The organism is Marinobacter panjinensis (assembly GCF_005298175.1).
GTDB classification, from domain to species: domain Bacteria; phylum Pseudomonadota; class Gammaproteobacteria; order Pseudomonadales; family Oleiphilaceae; genus Marinobacter; species Marinobacter panjinensis.
On record NZ_SZYH01000001.1, the window covers coordinates 2,430,651 to 2,445,597 of the forward strand.

General features: G+C 59.1%; 13 protein-coding genes. 5 read left to right on the forward strand and 8 right to left on the reverse strand.

Going from position 1 to position 14,947, the window contains the following annotated elements:
* Positions 1 to 145: 145 nt before the first annotated feature.
* A complete protein-coding gene (locus FDP08_RS11205) occupies positions 146 to 1,204 on the reverse strand; it encodes a substrate-binding domain-containing protein (protein ID WP_137436241.1) in 1,059 nt (352 codons plus the stop codon).
* A 193-nt stretch (positions 1,205 to 1,397) separates the two neighbouring features.
* On the opposite strand from FDP08_RS11205, the gene FDP08_RS11210 reads away from it, so the two are divergent.
* Positions 1,398 to 1,802, forward strand: a complete 405-nt coding sequence (locus FDP08_RS11210; protein WP_137436242.1) for an acyl-CoA thioesterase — start codon at positions 1,398 to 1,400, stop codon at positions 1,800 to 1,802.
* A gap of 12 nt (positions 1,803 to 1,814) precedes the next feature.
* Positions 1,815 to 2,789, forward strand: coding sequence for an arsenic resistance protein (locus tag FDP08_RS11215; protein WP_137436243.1), 975 nt, complete (start codon positions 1,815 to 1,817; stop codon positions 2,787 to 2,789).
* Here the strand turns inward: FDP08_RS11215 and FDP08_RS11220 are convergent.
* The 4 genes from FDP08_RS11220 to FDP08_RS11235 form a co-directional block, all read right to left on the reverse strand.
* Entirely contained in the window at positions 2,783 to 3,784 is a 1,002-nt protein-coding gene (locus FDP08_RS11220) for a dihydroorotate dehydrogenase-like protein (protein WP_137436244.1), read from the reverse strand. The genes FDP08_RS11215 and FDP08_RS11220 overlap by 7 nt on opposite strands.
* Complete coding sequence (gene nifJ, locus FDP08_RS11225; protein ID WP_137436245.1) at positions 3,777 to 7,370, reverse strand: pyruvate:ferredoxin (flavodoxin) oxidoreductase; 3,594 nt, start codon at positions 7,368 to 7,370, stop codon at positions 3,777 to 3,779. The genes FDP08_RS11220 and nifJ overlap by 8 nt, the downstream gene beginning before the upstream one ends.
* Positions 7,371 to 7,499: 129 nt before the next feature.
* A complete protein-coding gene (locus FDP08_RS11230; protein ID WP_137436246.1) occupies positions 7,500 to 8,297 on the reverse strand; it encodes an ABC transporter permease in 798 nt (265 codons plus the stop codon).
* The gene (locus FDP08_RS11235; RefSeq protein WP_137436247.1) at positions 8,284 to 8,892 is read right to left on the reverse strand and encodes an ABC transporter ATP-binding protein; all 609 of its coding nucleotides are present in this window, start codon (positions 8,890 to 8,892) and stop codon (positions 8,284 to 8,286) included. Before FDP08_RS11235 ends, FDP08_RS11230 begins: the two co-directional genes overlap by 14 nt.
* Before the next feature lie 88 nt (positions 8,893 to 8,980).
* On the opposite strand from FDP08_RS11235, the gene FDP08_RS11240 reads away from it, so the two are divergent.
* The gene (locus FDP08_RS11240) at positions 8,981 to 9,607 is read left to right on the forward strand and encodes a porin family protein (RefSeq protein ID WP_137436248.1); all 627 of its coding nucleotides are present in this window, start codon (positions 8,981 to 8,983) and stop codon (positions 9,605 to 9,607) included.
* Between the two features lie 7 nt (positions 9,608 to 9,614).
* On the opposite strand, the gene arsJ is transcribed toward FDP08_RS11240, so the two are convergent.
* Genes arsJ through FDP08_RS11255 form a run of 3 tightly spaced genes read right to left on the reverse strand, consistent with a single transcriptional unit; the run spans position 9,615 to position 12,626 of the window.
* Positions 9,615 to 10,808: an organoarsenical effux MFS transporter ArsJ gene (arsJ, locus tag FDP08_RS11245; protein WP_137436249.1), complete on the reverse strand. Its 1,194-nt coding sequence runs from the start codon at positions 10,806 to 10,808 to the stop codon at positions 9,615 to 9,617.
* A gap of 1 nt (position 10,809) precedes the next feature.
* A complete protein-coding gene (locus tag FDP08_RS11250; RefSeq protein ID WP_137436250.1) occupies positions 10,810 to 11,814 on the reverse strand; it encodes an ArsJ-associated glyceraldehyde-3-phosphate dehydrogenase in 1,005 nt (334 codons plus the stop codon).
* A 47-nt stretch (positions 11,815 to 11,861) separates the two neighbouring features.
* Positions 11,862 to 12,626 (reverse strand): metalloregulator ArsR/SmtB family transcription factor, encoded by a 765-nt coding sequence (locus FDP08_RS11255; RefSeq protein WP_137436251.1) that lies wholly within the window; start codon positions 12,624 to 12,626, stop codon positions 11,862 to 11,864.
* Between the two features lie 177 nt (positions 12,627 to 12,803).
* Between FDP08_RS11255 and arsB the strand changes: the two genes are divergently transcribed.
* A complete protein-coding gene (gene arsB / locus FDP08_RS11260) occupies positions 12,804 to 13,874 on the forward strand; it encodes an ACR3 family arsenite efflux transporter (protein ID WP_137436252.1) in 1,071 nt (356 codons plus the stop codon).
* Between the two features lie 91 nt (positions 13,875 to 13,965).
* Positions 13,966 to 14,919, forward strand: coding sequence for a magnesium/cobalt transporter CorA (corA, locus tag FDP08_RS11265; protein ID WP_137436253.1), 954 nt, complete (start codon positions 13,966 to 13,968; stop codon positions 14,917 to 14,919).
* Positions 14,920 to 14,947: the final 28 nt, after the last annotated feature.

Below are 14,947 nucleotides of genomic sequence, written 5' to 3' on the forward strand. Positions count from 1 at the left end.
TTCTCTGTATTGATGGCTTTGAGTGAGCTGGGCGTCTATTTTGCCAGTTCGCCGCACAAAAATATTCATACCAATGTAACAAAGGAACGCGGGCCGTCCGGCCCGCGCTCCTGTTTCGTCATCCCTGACGTTCTCTGATCGAACCTTACAGCTCGTTACCAGTCATCGACTTCAGTTCTTTCGCCGCCTTGGCAATCTTCATGCGCTCATTGCGCGGGTTGGGGATCAGGCCCACGTCAACCAGGTAGCCATTGTCGCCCCAGGCTCCCTCGCTGGTGAACTCGGCCACGTACTCCGGGATACCGGGAACCACACCCACGTGCGCTTTCTTGATATAGAACCACAGTGAGCGGGCAACCGGGTACTCTTCACTGGAAATAGCTTCGGGAGTCGGCTCAACGCCGTTTACGGTCGCTGCCTGGATCTGACCGGTGTTTTCCATCAGGAAACTGTAGCCGAAGATACCCAGAGTTTTCGGGTCCTGTGCCAGGCGCTGTACGATCAGGTTGTCGTTTTCGCCGGCTTCAATGAACGGGCCGTCTTCACGCATGCTGTGGCATACGCTCTTGAACTTGTCCTCGTTCTCGTCTTCCATCTTCGCGATCATGTCGAACTGCTTGCAGCCGCTTTCCATGGCAATTTCAACAAAGGCGTCACGGGTACCAGAGGTTGGAGGTGGCCCCATTACGCTGATTTCCATGTCCGGAAGGCTGGAGTCGATCTCGCTCCAGTTCATGTAGGGGTTGGCTACCAATTTGTCACCGCCGTCCGGATCGGGTACGTCCTTGGCCAGTGCCAGGAACACCTGCTCCAGGCTCAAATCAATCTTTTCCGCATCCTTGGAGTTGGCCATGACAATGCCATCAGCGCCGATACGTACCTCGGTGATTTCCTTGACGCCGTTGGCCTGACAGTTGTCAAACTCACTCTTCTTCATGCGACGTGAAGCATTGGTGATGTCCGGGTGCTGGGTACCAACACCTTCACAGAACAGCTTCAGACCACCGCCAGAGCCTGTGGACTCCAGCTTCGGAGTCGGAAAGTCGGTGTTACGACCGAAACGTTCGGCAACCACGGTAGCGAACGGGTAAACAGTGGAAGAGCCTACGATGTTGATGGTGTCGCGAGCCATGGCCGGAGTTGACACGGCGGCAATGCTGCCTGCCAGTGCCAGAGTTGTAAGGGCTGCTTTAAGTTTGATCACGTTGAGTCTCCATATGTCACTTTGACTTTTTTGTCGGATTTGCTTCACCGATGTGTGAACAGTAAAGGCCTTCTGTGACAACTTTGTTACAACCCCTGCAATATAGAACTGGTCGTTCAATTTTTCTTGCAGACGCCGCGCAGGCCGCTACCATGCGGGGACTAAAACAATTCCAGACAAGAAAGGTTTATTCATGACAGCGCTCGATGACGACAAACCCACGCCCCGGGGTGAACTGATAATCCAGATAATCCCCCTGCCTTCCGATACCAATCCCAATGGCGATGTGTTCGCCGGCTGGCTGGTCAAACAGATGGACATTGCCGCCGCCACCATGGCAGGGCGAATCTCCCAGGGCCGCAACGCCACGGTTGCCATGGATCGAATGGAGTTCCTGTCACCGCTACGGGTTGGCTCCCAGGTTGGTTGTTACGGAGAGCTGGTCGAAGTGGGCCGCAGCTCAATGAAAATCAACATTGAAGTCTGGACCCTGGACCGCACGGCAAAAGCGCCTCGCAAGGTCACGGAGGGGCTGTTTGTGTATGTGGCCATTGATGAACACGGCCGTATTCGCGAAGTACCGTCACAAACCGGCTGAGACGGCGCCACAATGAAAGATTCGCTGGAGCGCCATCAGGTCTGGCTTTATCTGGCGGCAATCATTTTCGGCATGGTGACCGGCTGGTTTTGGCCAGCGGTCACAGTGACCTTTGAGACCCTGCTCTGGCCGGTGCTCGGGTTGCTCCTGTATACCACCTTTACCCAGGTGCCATTGACCCACATGGCTACCGCTTTCCGCGACAAGCGGTTCAATGCCGCCCTGGTCTTGGGCAATTTTCTTATCATGCCCGCCATCGTGTGGCTGCTGCTGTTCATTGCGCCTGCAGACCCTGCCATCCGGCTTGGCATTGTGCTGGTCCTACTGGTGCCCTGCACAGACTGGTTTATCAGCTTTACCCATCTGGGCGGCGGTGACGGCACGCGGGCCATTGCCGCCAGTCCGATCCTGCTGATTCTGCAGATCCTGACGTTACCGATCTATCTCTGGCTGTTTATCGGAGAAGACATGGTCAGCGCCAACCTGACCGGGCATTTTGTGCCGGTGTTTTTCGGGCTGATCCTGACCCCGTTGCTACTGGCCTGGCTGACAGAGAAAGCCGGTAAAAAAAGGCCTGGCTTTGCCGGTTATATCCGGTCCCTTGGCTGGCTGCCCGTGCCGTTCCTGGCTCTGGTGGTGTTCATGATTGCAGCATCACAGATCACCCTGGTCATACAGACCGGGCGCATGCTGCCCCAGTTGCTGGTGATTTTTTCGCTCTACCTGGTGCTCGCTGCACTGGTCTCCAAAGTGCTGAGCAGGAGCTTCCATTTGCCGGGCGCTCGCGGGCGAACCCTGGCGTTCAGCTTCGGCACCCGCAACTCCTTCGTGGTGCTGCCTTTTGCCATCGCATTACCGGAGTTATGGGCGCCGGCGGTGGTGGTGATTGTATTCCAGTCGTTGGTGGAACTGTTCGGGATGACGGCCTACCTGAAATGGTTACCGCGCCTGATCAGCAAACCCGACGAATCGAGTTCAGCTCACTGAGACGATTGCCAGCCATGCAACAGGCGGGCGTAATTCAATCGCTCCCAGATCTGGGCATTGGGTGCATTGTCCAGTGACAGGGCACCGCGCGCTTCGACCAATGAACGATACCCCATGCCGGACAGGCGCTGGTTCAGTTCGTCGGTGATTCTGGCCAGCGCTGCTGGCCCCTCACCCAACAGCGCCGACACCACTTGCACCACCGTTGCGCCGGACAGGATGGCTTTGGCAGCATCATCGCCACTGTGAACGCCGCCGGAGGCCGCCATTTCCAGCGTGGTACGGTTGAACAGCATCGCCAGTCCATGCAGCCTGAGGGGCAGTTCGGCACTGGTGGACAGCACCACTTCCCGGCTCAGTTCCAGTTCCTCAAGATCCATATCCGGCTGATAGAAGCGGTTGAACAGCACCAGCCCCCGGGCCCCCGCTGCTTCCACGCCTGCCACAAAAGCAGGTAACGCGGAATAGAAGGGCGACAGTTTGACGCTGACCGGGATGGTGACCTGCTCCACCACCGAGCGCACCACCTCAAGCTGACGCTGTTCCAGTGAATCGGCCGTGTCGGACGGGTCGGTGGCCAGATCATAAAGATTGAGCTCTATCGCAGACGCGCCGGCCTCTTCCAGCTCCCGGGCATGCTGGGTCCAGCCACCAGGGGAAATGCCATTGAGCGACGCAATCACCGGCACATCCAGCGCCCTTTGAAGCTGTCCCAGACGTTTGAGGTAGCTGCTGGAGCCCATTTCAAACACTTCGGACTCCGGGAAGAATGAGCGCGCCTCTGCATCCGTATTGATGCGGGAATCAATAAACCGATGGGCCGCCATCTGCTCCGCAACCAGCTGTTCCTCGAACAGCGAATGCATCACGATGGCACCGGCGCCGGCCTCTACGCAGGCTTTGAGCGCGTCCAGGTCGTCGGTCAGCGGGCTGGCGCCAACCACCAGGGGCGAGCTCAGGTCCAGCCCGAGCCATCGGGTTGTCAGGTCAGTCATGATGGTCTGCTCCCCTGGCCGGATCGGCGGCGGGTTCATGGGGCTCAAAGTGGATACCCGCCAGTTGCATATACAGCTCCCGCTGCTCCGTTGCCGCGTCGCTGGCCGCGCTCGCCAGCTGCTCATAGCGCTGAGGATCCCGCAATTCCAGCATGCGGAAGCGAGCTTCCTCCTGCATGTAGGTTTTCATGGGCACTTTCTGGCGCACGGAGTCCAGTTGCAGGGGCGGCAGGCCCTGGAGGATTCGGCGAGGGTCGAATCGATAGATCGGCCAGGCCCAGCTGTCCACAGCCCGCTTCTGTTGCGTCGGGGAATGCACCAGATCATAGCCATGGGCAATGCAGGGACTGTGGGCGATGATCAGCGCCGGACCGTCAAAGTTTTCGGCTTCCTGCAGCGCTTTGGTGGTCTGGTTGCTGTGGGACTGTATGGCAATCTGGGCAACGTAAACGTGGCCATAACTCATGGCCAGCAGGCCGAGGTCTTTCTTGCGGGTTTCCTTGCCGGCGGCAGCGAACTTGGCAATCGCTCCCATGGGCGTGGCCTTGGATTGCTGACCGCCGGTGTTGGAATACACTTCAGTATCCAGCACCAGCAGTTTTATGTTCTGGCCCGAGGCCAGGGCATGGTCCAGGCCGCCATAGCCGATGTCGTAGGCCCAGCCGTCACCACCAATCACCCACACACTCTTGGGGCAAAGCTCATCGGCCAGGCTGGCCAGTTCCCGCGCTTCGGGTCCGTGCTGGTCCGACAGCCAGTCACGCAGCCGTTCCACCGCCTGACGCCTTGCCATCATGGCCGTCTCGTCCAGGGTCGCACAGGGGCTGGTCAGATCGAGGAATAGCTCCGGGGGAAGCTTATCTTTCATGTCCTCCAACAACTGCCGGGCCCGGCCCACCAGTTTGTTCAGCCCCATCCGCATGCCCAGACCCAGTTCAGCAGCGTCTTCGAACAGCGAGTTATTCCAGGTCGGCCCTCGCCCATCCGCATTTACCGTGTAAGGCGTGGTGGGGAGGTTGCCGCCATAGATGGAGGAACAGCCGGTGGCATTGGCAATCAGCAGCCGGTCCCCCAGTAACTGCGTTAGCAGCCGAATGTAAGGCGTCTCGCCACAGCCGGCGCAGGCGCCGGAATACTCGAACAGGGGGATCAGCAGCGGCAGCGATTTGAAGTCCCGGGGAATGCGGTCCCGGGGCACATCCGGCAAGCTGCGCAGGAACGCCAGATTCTCCGCCTCCGCTTCCCGGTGTTCCTCCAGTGGCCTCATGTTGATCGCTTTGCGCTTGGGTTGGCTGCGGTCCTTGGCGGGGCACACCTCCACACACAATCCACAACCGGTGCAGTCTTCCGGCGCCACCTGAATCCGGTAATCCAGCCCTTCCAGTTCCCGGGTGTGGGTTTCGGGTACTGCCTCGAAGGTATCCGGGGCACCCTTGCCCGCCTCCGGCTCGAAGACCTTGCTGGTAATCGCAGTATGTGGACAGATCATTGCGCAGAAGTTGCACTGCACGCAAAGGTCAGATTCCCAGATCGGGATTTCCAGGGCGATACTTCGCTTCTCATACTGGCTGGTGCCGGTGGGCCAGGTACCGTCCGGCGGAAAGGCGCTGACTGGAAGCTTTTCACCCTGGCCGTCCATCAGCAGGCGGGTGACCTTCTGGACGAAGTCCGGCGCGTCCTCAGGGACTCTTGGCGGACGACTGCGGGTTGCCGTTACCTCGCCCGGCACCGTCACTTCGTGCAGGTTCGCCAGGGCGGAATCCACCGCCTCCACATTGCGGCGAACCACCTCCGGCCCACGACGGCCCCAGGTCTGGCGTATTGACTCCTTGATGTGGGCAATAGCCTCATCACGGGGCAGGATGTCGTCCAGGGCGAAAAAACACACCTGCATGACGGTGTTGATACGTCGCTCCAGACCGGCCTTTTCTGCTACCTCGGCGGCATCAATCACGAACAGGTGGGCCTTGCGCTCGACCAATATCCGCTGGGCCTCCACGGATAACCGGTCCCATACCTGGTCCGGTGGCCAGGGTACATTGAGCAACACCGTGGCGCCCGAGGCCGCATGTTCCAGAACATCAAACCGTTCCAGGAACTGTGGCGCATGAACGGCTACAAACTGGGCCTGGCGAATCTGGTAACTGGAACGGATCGGCAGCGGGCCAAAGCGCAAGTGCGATACGGTGGTGGCGCCGGATTTTTTGGAATCGTAGACAAAATGGCCCTGGGCAAACAGGTCTGTGCCCTCGCCGAGGATCTTGATGCTGGACTTGTTGCTGCTGACCGTGCCGTCCGCGCCCAGACCGAAGAACAGCGCCCGGCGGGTTTTCGGCGACTCGATATCCAGTTCGCTGTCCACGTCCAGCGACAGGTGCGTCACATCATCGCGAACCCCAACGGTAAAGCGGGTTTTCGGTGACGGCTCGTTTAACTGGTCAAAGACCGCGCAGACCATGGCCGGAGTGAACTCCCGGGAGGACAAGCCGTAACGCCCGCCAATCACCCGAGGCAACACCTGCCGGTCGCCCCGGCTATAAGCCTCCATCAGTGCCCCGCTGACTTCCAGTAATAACGGCTCACCCTGGGCTCCGGGCTCCTTGGTCCGGTCCAGCACCGCCAGGTGTTTCACGGTATCCGGCAGCGCCTGCAGGAAACGGTCACTTGCGAAGGGCCGGAACAGGCGCACCTTGAGCACGCCAACCTTTTGCCCCTGCTCCACCAACCATTCCACGGTTTCATGGGCGCACTCAGCGCCCGAACCCATCAGAATAACCACTCGCTCGGCTTCCGGATGGCCGACGTAATCAAACAGCTGGTACCGGCGCCCGGTGATGTCGCCAAACCGCGCCAAGACGGCTTCCAGCCGCTCCGGAAACGCCTGATAAAACGGATTGGTGGCTTCCCGTGACTGGAAGAAGGCGTCCGGGTTCTGGGAAGTGCCCCTTATCACCGGGCGGTCAGGCGTCATCCTGCGGTCACGGTGTGCCTCCACCCCGTCGTGAGACACCAGCGCCTGCAAGTCCTCATCGCTCAGCGCCACAATCTTGTCGATTTCGTGGGAAGTGCGGAAGCCATCGAAGAAGTGCATTACCGGTATCCGGCTTTCCAGGGTCACCGCATGGCCTATGGCGGCGAGGTCCTGGGCTTCCTGCACCGAGCCCGAGGCCAGCAGGGCAAAGCCGGTACCCCGGGCACTCATCACATCGGAGTGGTCGCAGAAAATAGACAAGGCATGAGTGGCCACACTGCGGGCAGCAACGTGCATACAGAACGGCGAGAGTTCGCCGGCGATCTTGAACAGGTTGGGCAGCATCAGCAGCAGCCCCTGGGAGGCGGTGAACGTGGTCACCAGCGAACCCGCCTGCAGGGCACCATGCATGGCCCCGGCCGCACCGGCTTCGGACTGCATTTCCACCACGCCCGGCACCTGCCCCCAGAGATTGGGCTTGCCGAGGGCCGCCCAGTCATCGGCGTGCTCCCCCATCACCGAGGCCGGGGTAATCGGGTAGATGGCAATGGTTTCGCTCAATCGGTAGGCCACCGAGGCCACGGCTTCATTGCCATCCAGGGTCTGGAACGCCATTGCCACCACTCCTTGTCAAAACCTTCGGACTTTTCTGAGTCTAGGCAGGGCTTTTGGCGGCCGCAAGCGGATGCCAGTGCAGCGGTGCGCCTGGCAACCCGGCCCGAAAGTTCCTGACCGATCGCTGACTCAAGACTTTACCAGCCGGTCCAGACGCAAACGCTCACGATCATCAAACAGCCTGCGGCCACCCCAGGAGACCGCCATGACGGCACCAAAGCCGGTGGATGCCGAAATAATGAGCATCACCAGGATCTGGTATTTCACCGCCACCGCAGGCGGGCTGCCCGCCAGAATCTGACCGGTCATCATGCCCGGCAGGCTGACAATACCGGCCGCCGCCATGGCATTAATCGAGGGCATCATGCCGCTGCGCATGGCGTCCCTCCGGATATCCTCAAGCGCCTGCTGCCAGGTCTGCCCCAGCATCAGCCGGTTCTCGATCACGCCTCTTTGTCGCCAGACCGATTCATTGAGCCGGTCCAGAGCCAGGCTGACACCCGTCATGGTGTTGCCAAGCATCATGCCCAGCAAAGGAATGGCATATTGGGGGGCATACCAGGGGTCGGGGCCGATCACCACGGTCAGGGCCAGAATCGTGATTGTGAACGACGATACGAACATGGCACCGGTGCCGATACCGAAGGCCCACCAGCCCTGCAAACGCCGACCCTGGCGTGCCACCACCTCACGGCCTGCGATCAGCAGCATCACCACCGCCAGCAGGGCGATCCAGTAAAACGCAGAGGACGCAAACAGGGCTTCAAGTACCAACCCGATCAGCGCCAACTGGATGACCGTGCGAATGGCGGCAATCAGCAGGCTGCGGGTAATTCCGAGCCGGGCAATGTGTCCGGATACACCCAGAGCCAGCACCAACAGGGCCGCCAACCCCAGTTTCCACCAGGCAAGGTCAATCACCTCCATGGACAGGCTCCAGTCTGGTTCCTTGAATCCGGTAGTGGGCATCTGCCACACGATGAATCTGGCCGGGGTCATGGGCCACCCAAAAGGTAGCGATACGCCGTCGCCGAATCTCCGCAAGCAACCAGGTTTCCAGGGTTTCCGTGCTGCTGCCATCCAGATTGGCAGTCGGTTCGTCCAGCAACAGAGCCTCCGGCTGGAGAGAAAGCGCCCGCCAAAGGGCCAGGCGCTGACGCTCGCCCGAGGACAGCCGACTGACCGACCAGCCCATCACCTCGGACGGGAAGCCCAGAGCCGAGGGCAGTCGCGAACCGGCATCATCTGGAAAGTGCCCTCCCACCTCATCAAACCACCACTGGCTGTCTGCCGGCACCATCACCACCCGGCTCCGCCACTGGTGAGCAGGCACATCCTGCTGACCGGTACCCCCCAGAGAAATGCGGCCACCGTGGGGCTCCAGATCAGCCACTGCCCTCAGCAGGCGACTTTTGCCACTGCCGGAGGGGCCGGACAGGCAAATAACCTGCCCGGCAGGTACCACCAGAGATACCTCACTCAAGGTGCCAACACTGACGTTTTCCAGCAAAAGTTCTGTCAAAATGGGTTCACCAGGGCCTGCAGAGTCCATAATGGTTACACCATTGCACAGGATCTTGCCAGCAACCAGCCATACAGAGCGGGCATGTATGAACCTCCGAACCCTCACAGCGGTCCTGTTCGCCCTTACCCTGCCAGCGCCGCCTGCGCTGGCAGAGGTTGGCTTGTCGCCGTTTGCAGGCTTTCGCATGAGCAGTTCGGTGGATATCGAGACGGCCGGTGCCAGCGCCGACGATCAGATCCACTTCCGGGATTCCCCGAGCCAGGGGCTGTCACTCAATTTTGATCTGGCCGAGCCTGGCAAGCAGGGGGAAGTTTACTTCAGCCGGCAAAGCACCTCCGCCAGGCTGGACAACGGCCTGTTCGCTCCGGGCATCGAGTCCATTGATCTTACGATTTACCAACTCCAGTTCGGCGGGCTCTATTTCCCCGGCGGGAAAAGCTACGGAGGGTTTGTCTCTGGCGTGCTGGGGGTGACCCGCCTGGAACCGGACGATTCGAGATACGATAGCCACCACCGGACGGCGCTGTCGCTCGGTGGTGGCTATCAGTTTTTCCTGACCGAACACCTGCGCATGCGGCTGGATCTTCGCGGCATTTACACCGCCCTGAACTCGGGAGGCTCAGTGTTCTGCTCTGGCGGATGCGAGCTCAGGTTTCGCAGCGACGGCTACTTGCAGGTGGAAGCTGGCGCAGGCTTGGTCATGCGTTTCTGACGCCGGCTCACGCCACAGCGTGCCGCCTCTCGGGCAATAACAAAGACAGTAGCGATGCCATGGCCACCAAAGCCGATGATATCCATAGACAGGCCTCCAGCCCGTAGGCCTGGTACACCCAGCCAGAGAGAATGGTGCCAAGAAGCCGGCCGGAAGCATTGGACATGTAGTAGAAGCCCACATCCAGGGAAACGCCATCACCCCGGGCATAGCTGACGATCAGATAGCTGTGGAGAGAGGAGTTGATCGCAAACAGCACACCAAACAGCAGTAATCCACCCACAACCACCATCTGTGGCGGCCCGCCAGCCATCAGGCCACCGGCAATGGCAGCGGGAACCACCGCCAGTGCTGCCGCCCAGAGCACAGCGGGTTGCTTGCCTTCCATATTGCCGGTAATACGCGGCGCAATGGTCTGAATAAAACCGTAGCCGATGATCCAGGTGGCCATGAAGCCGCCCACTTTCCAGAAATCCCAGCCAAACACCGTATGCAGATACACCGGCAGCGCCACCACAAACCACACATCGCGGGCGCCGAACAGGAACATTCGTGCCGCGGAGAGCACATTGATGGCCCGGCTCTTCGACAGGATCTCACTGAAGTTCGGTTTGGCCTTGCTCTTGCCCAGCTCCTGCCTGAGCAGGAACAGGCTCGCCAGCCAGACCACGGCGAGGGCAACAGCCATAATAATGACCGCGCCCGTGAAGCCGGCGGCCATCAGCAGGACGCCGCCGAGGAAGAAACCTACGCCCTTGAGGGTGTTCTTGGAGCCGGTCAGGATTGCCACCCACTTATAGAGTGTGCCCTGCTGCTCATCCGGCACCAGCAATTTGATGCCGCTCTTGGCGGACATCTTGTTCAGGTCCTTGGCAATGCCGGACATCGCCTGGGCCGCCATCACCCAGGGCACGGTGAGCATCGCCGCGGGCACCGCCAGCATGGCCAGCGCCACGATCTGCAGGAACAGCCCGATATTCATGGTGCGGTTCAGGCCCATACGGGCACCCAGATAACCGCCAACCAGGTTGGTCACCACGCCGAAGAACTCGTAGAAAATGAACAACAGGGCAATTTCCAGAGGTGAGTAACCCAACTGGTGGAAATGCAGCACCACCAGCATCCGCAGGGCCCCATCCGTGAGGGTGAAGGCCCAATAGTTGCCGGTAATGACAAGGTACTGTCGGATGGCGGCGGTCATATCAGGCAGAGCCTACCCTTCGCGCCAGTTCGACGGTGCGGTTGGCGTAGCCCCATTCGTTGTCGTACCAGGCGTAGATTTTCACCTGGGTGCCGTTGACCACAATGGTAGACAGGGCATCGACGATGGACGAACGCGGGTCTGTCTTGTAATCAATGGACACCAGCGGGCGCTCTTCGTAGCCCATAATGTCTTTCAGTTCGCCCGCTGCCGCTTCTTTCAACAGCTGGTTCACGGTGTCCCGATCCGTGGGTGTTTCCACTTCAAACACGCAATCGGTCAGAGAAGCGTTGGTCAACGGCACTCGCACTGCGTGGCCATCCAGCCGCCCTTTCAGTTCCGGGAAGATCTCGATAATCGCCGTCGCAGAACCGGTGCTGGTGGGGATCAGTGAACTACCGCAAGCCCGTGCCCGGCGTAGATCCTTGTGGGGTGCATCGATGATGACCTGGGAGTTGGTCAGGCTGTGAATCGTGGTAATCGAGCCATGCTTGATGCCCAGTTTTTCGTGGATGACCTTCACCACCGGTGCCAGGCAGTTGGTGGTGCAGGAAGCGGCAGTGACAATGCGGTCATTGGCCGGATCGAAAATGTCGTCGTTCACGCCGAGGACAATGTTCTTGGCGCCGGCTTCCTTGACCGGAGCGGTGACAACCACTCGCTTTACGCCCTGATCCAGATAACCCTGCAGAACCGCCACTTTCTTGTTCACACCGCTGGCTTCAATCACCAGGTCACAGCCAGACCAGTCGGTCTCTCCGATGGTCTTGTTGTGGGTTACGTGAATGCGCTGATCCCCGATAACGATGTCGTCGCCATCGGGACTGGCCTCATGATCCCAGCGGCCATGCACGCTGTCGAAATTCAACAGGTGCGCCAGGGTACGGGCGTCTGCGCCCGGATCGTTGATGGCTACAAATTCCATTTCCGGCCATCCCCACGCAGCCCGCAGGGCCAGGCGGCCGATGCGACCAAATCCGTTTATTCCTACCTTGATCTTGCTCATCTCTGTTGCTCCTGAATAAGTCTTCACGCTGTCCAGTCAAACTGCCTTCACAGTAAACGTACAACAGGTCGGTCGGTCATGGCACGCAGCCTTTTCACCTCCTGTTCTACCAGTGTGCTGTTACTTTCCGAAGTCTCATCCAGCACCCTGATTAACCATTGCGGCATCTGATGGTGGAGGAAATAATAGATCCATTGGCCCTGGCGCTCTGTTTCCAGAAGCCCCGCTTCTTTCAGGTTCGCCAGGTGCCGGCTTACTTTGGGCTGGGAGGAATCAAGTGCTGTGGTCAGTTCATACACACAGAGTTTTTTCTGGTCGCGAATCAGCATCAGGATCGCCAGCCGCAACTCATCCCCAAGGGCCCGAAAAACAGAGACCGGGTTGTATTCCAGTGGCTTCCGGCCGGTCTCCTTCTGATGCACCAGGGTAAACAGGCCAATACGCTCCTTGAGCTCTTTGAGCGTCAGTGCAAAGGTGGCGTGTCGCTCAGTCAACACGGGATCGGGAAAATCCCAGGCAATCTGCTGGGCCGGCTGACATATGGCGCCACATTCATCGGCGGCTTTCTCGCACAGGGTGATCACGTAATCCCAACGTTCATCCTGCATATCCGCCAGCTGTTTACTGTGCAACCCTTCAACGGCAATACCTGACTCCTGTAAAACATGCAGTGCCATGGGATGTGGCCTGGTCGGCTCGGTGCCGGCACTCGCCACTTCAAAACGATCCCCCGCCATATGCTTGAGCAGGGCTTCTGCCATGAGGGACCGGGCGCTGTTAGCCGTACAGACGAATAAAACGCGACGCTTCATATTCGTTTATCCGTATATATATTTTAGTGGATATATGTTTATCTGGATATTAAAATGGTGTAGCGACAAAGTAAACCCTTCACAAAAATCGCCGGCATCCTTTCGGTAGGTTATTCGTCTACCAGACAGCTATGCTTCACACCTCGATCCATTTCCATGAACTCTGCGAGGCGGGCCATGACTAGCAATGCAGAAAACACCTTAAATGAAGACACCAGCGGCGGCATGGATCTTTTCGGCAAGTACTTGTCGGTCTGGGTGGCCCTGGCCATCGTTGCCGGCGTGGCCGTGGGACAATTTGCGCCCGTGGTGCCGGAGACCCTGTCGCGCTTTGAGTATGCCCAGGTGTCCATTCCCATTGCGATTCTGATCTGGGCCATGATCTTTCCGATGATGGCCCAGATTGATTTCAGTGCCGTCCTGGGCGTGAGAAAAGAACCGAAAGGCCTGGCCATCACCACCATCGTGAACTGGCTGATCAAGCCGTTCACCATGTTCGCCATTGCCTGGTTTTTCCTGATGGTAGTGTTCGAACCATTGATCGCCCCACAATTGGCAAGTGAATACCTCGCAGGCGCTATCCTGCTTGGGGCTGCACCCTGTACCGCCATGGTCTTTGTCTGGAGCTATCTGACCAAGGGCGATGCAGCCTACACACTGGTGCAGGTGTCGCTGAACGACATCATCATGTTGTTTGCCTTCGCACCGATTGTCGTCGTCCTGCTGGGCATCTCCAACATCCAGGTGCCCTGGGACACGGTGATCCTGTCGGTGGTTCTGTATATCGTCATTCCCCTGACTGCAGGCTACCTGACCCGCCGCACTCTCATCGCCCGGCACGGCGAGCACTGGTACGACGAGGTATTCCTGAAACGCCTCAGCCCCGTCACCCCGGCAGCATTGATCGTTACCCTGGTGCTGCTGTTTGCCTTTCAGGGCGAAGTGATTCTGAACAATCCGTTGCATATCGTACTGATCGCCGTGCCGCTGGTCGTACAGACTTTCCTGATTTTCTTCCTCGCCTACGGATGGGCCAGGTTGTGGAAAGTCCGCCACTGTATCGCGGCGCCCGGAGCCATGATCGGTGCCAGCAATTTCTTCGAACTGGCAGTGGCCGCGGCCATTGCCCTTTTCGGGTTGCAGTCCGGCGCAGCTCTGGCAACGGTGGTTGGCGTGCTGGTGGAAGTTCCCCTGATGCTGGTATTGGTGCGCATCGCCAACAAGACCCGGGACCGGTTCCCGGCCTGAGGGCCCCGGGGAAAGCGGAGCCCGCTCCCCCGCATGCTGCTGGTGAGCTAGGCTCCTTAATGAGGCCACTCAGACTGTTTGGAGCACACGCATGCTTAGGTTCTTCAGGATCGTGGATGGTTTGATCAAGGAAATGGGCAGTTCCGCAGAGGACCCGGCAACCCGGGTAAAACAGGCGGACTGGATCGACGCCTGCGAACCCGACGAAAAGGAACGACAGATACTCCAGGAATTGCTGAAAACCGATATCCCGGAGTTCGATGACGTGGAGGAAATCGAGGCGTCAGCGCGCTGCTTTGTCGATCAGGCCGGCGTGCACGTGCACTCCCTTTTTCTCAACCTGGCGGAAGGACGCCACAACACGGTATCTGTCGCGTTCATACTGCAGCGGAACCGCCTGATTACCATCCGCGAAAGCGAGCTTGCGGACTTCCGGTTACTCAGAATGCGCGCGCGCCGTGAACAGGTTGAGGCACGGGATGTGTCCGAAATGCTGGTCACTCTGCTCGAACAGAAGGTTGAGAACCACGCCGACGGGCTTGAGGATCTGCACCGGCAGCTAGAGGAAGTCAGCTACCTGGTGCTTGAGGATGAAGAGGCCGAGCTGGACGAGGCCATCAACCGCCTCGCCAAGCTGGAAGACAGCAACGGCAAGACCCGTCTGTGCCTGATGGATACCCAGCGCAATATCTCGTTCCTGCTGCGTCACCTGCGCAAGGACAGCGAGCAACGGGAGACGCTCCGGGAAATCAATCGCGACATCGAAACCCTGATGTCCCACACCACCTTCCTGTTCGACAAGATCAACTTCCTGATGGACTCTACCCAGGGTTTCATCAACATCGAGCAGAACCAGATCATCAAGACCTTTTCGATTGCGGCTGTGGTTTTCCTGCCACCGACACTGATTGCCAGCATTTACGGCATGAACTTCCAGCACATGCCGGAGCTGGAGTGGCTATTGGGTTATCCGGGGGCGATTGTGCTGATGGTATCCGCCGGGTTTGCACCTTACTGGTACTTCAAGCGCAAAGGCTGGCTCTGAGCTTGCCGCACAGGAACCGTAGGTCGGA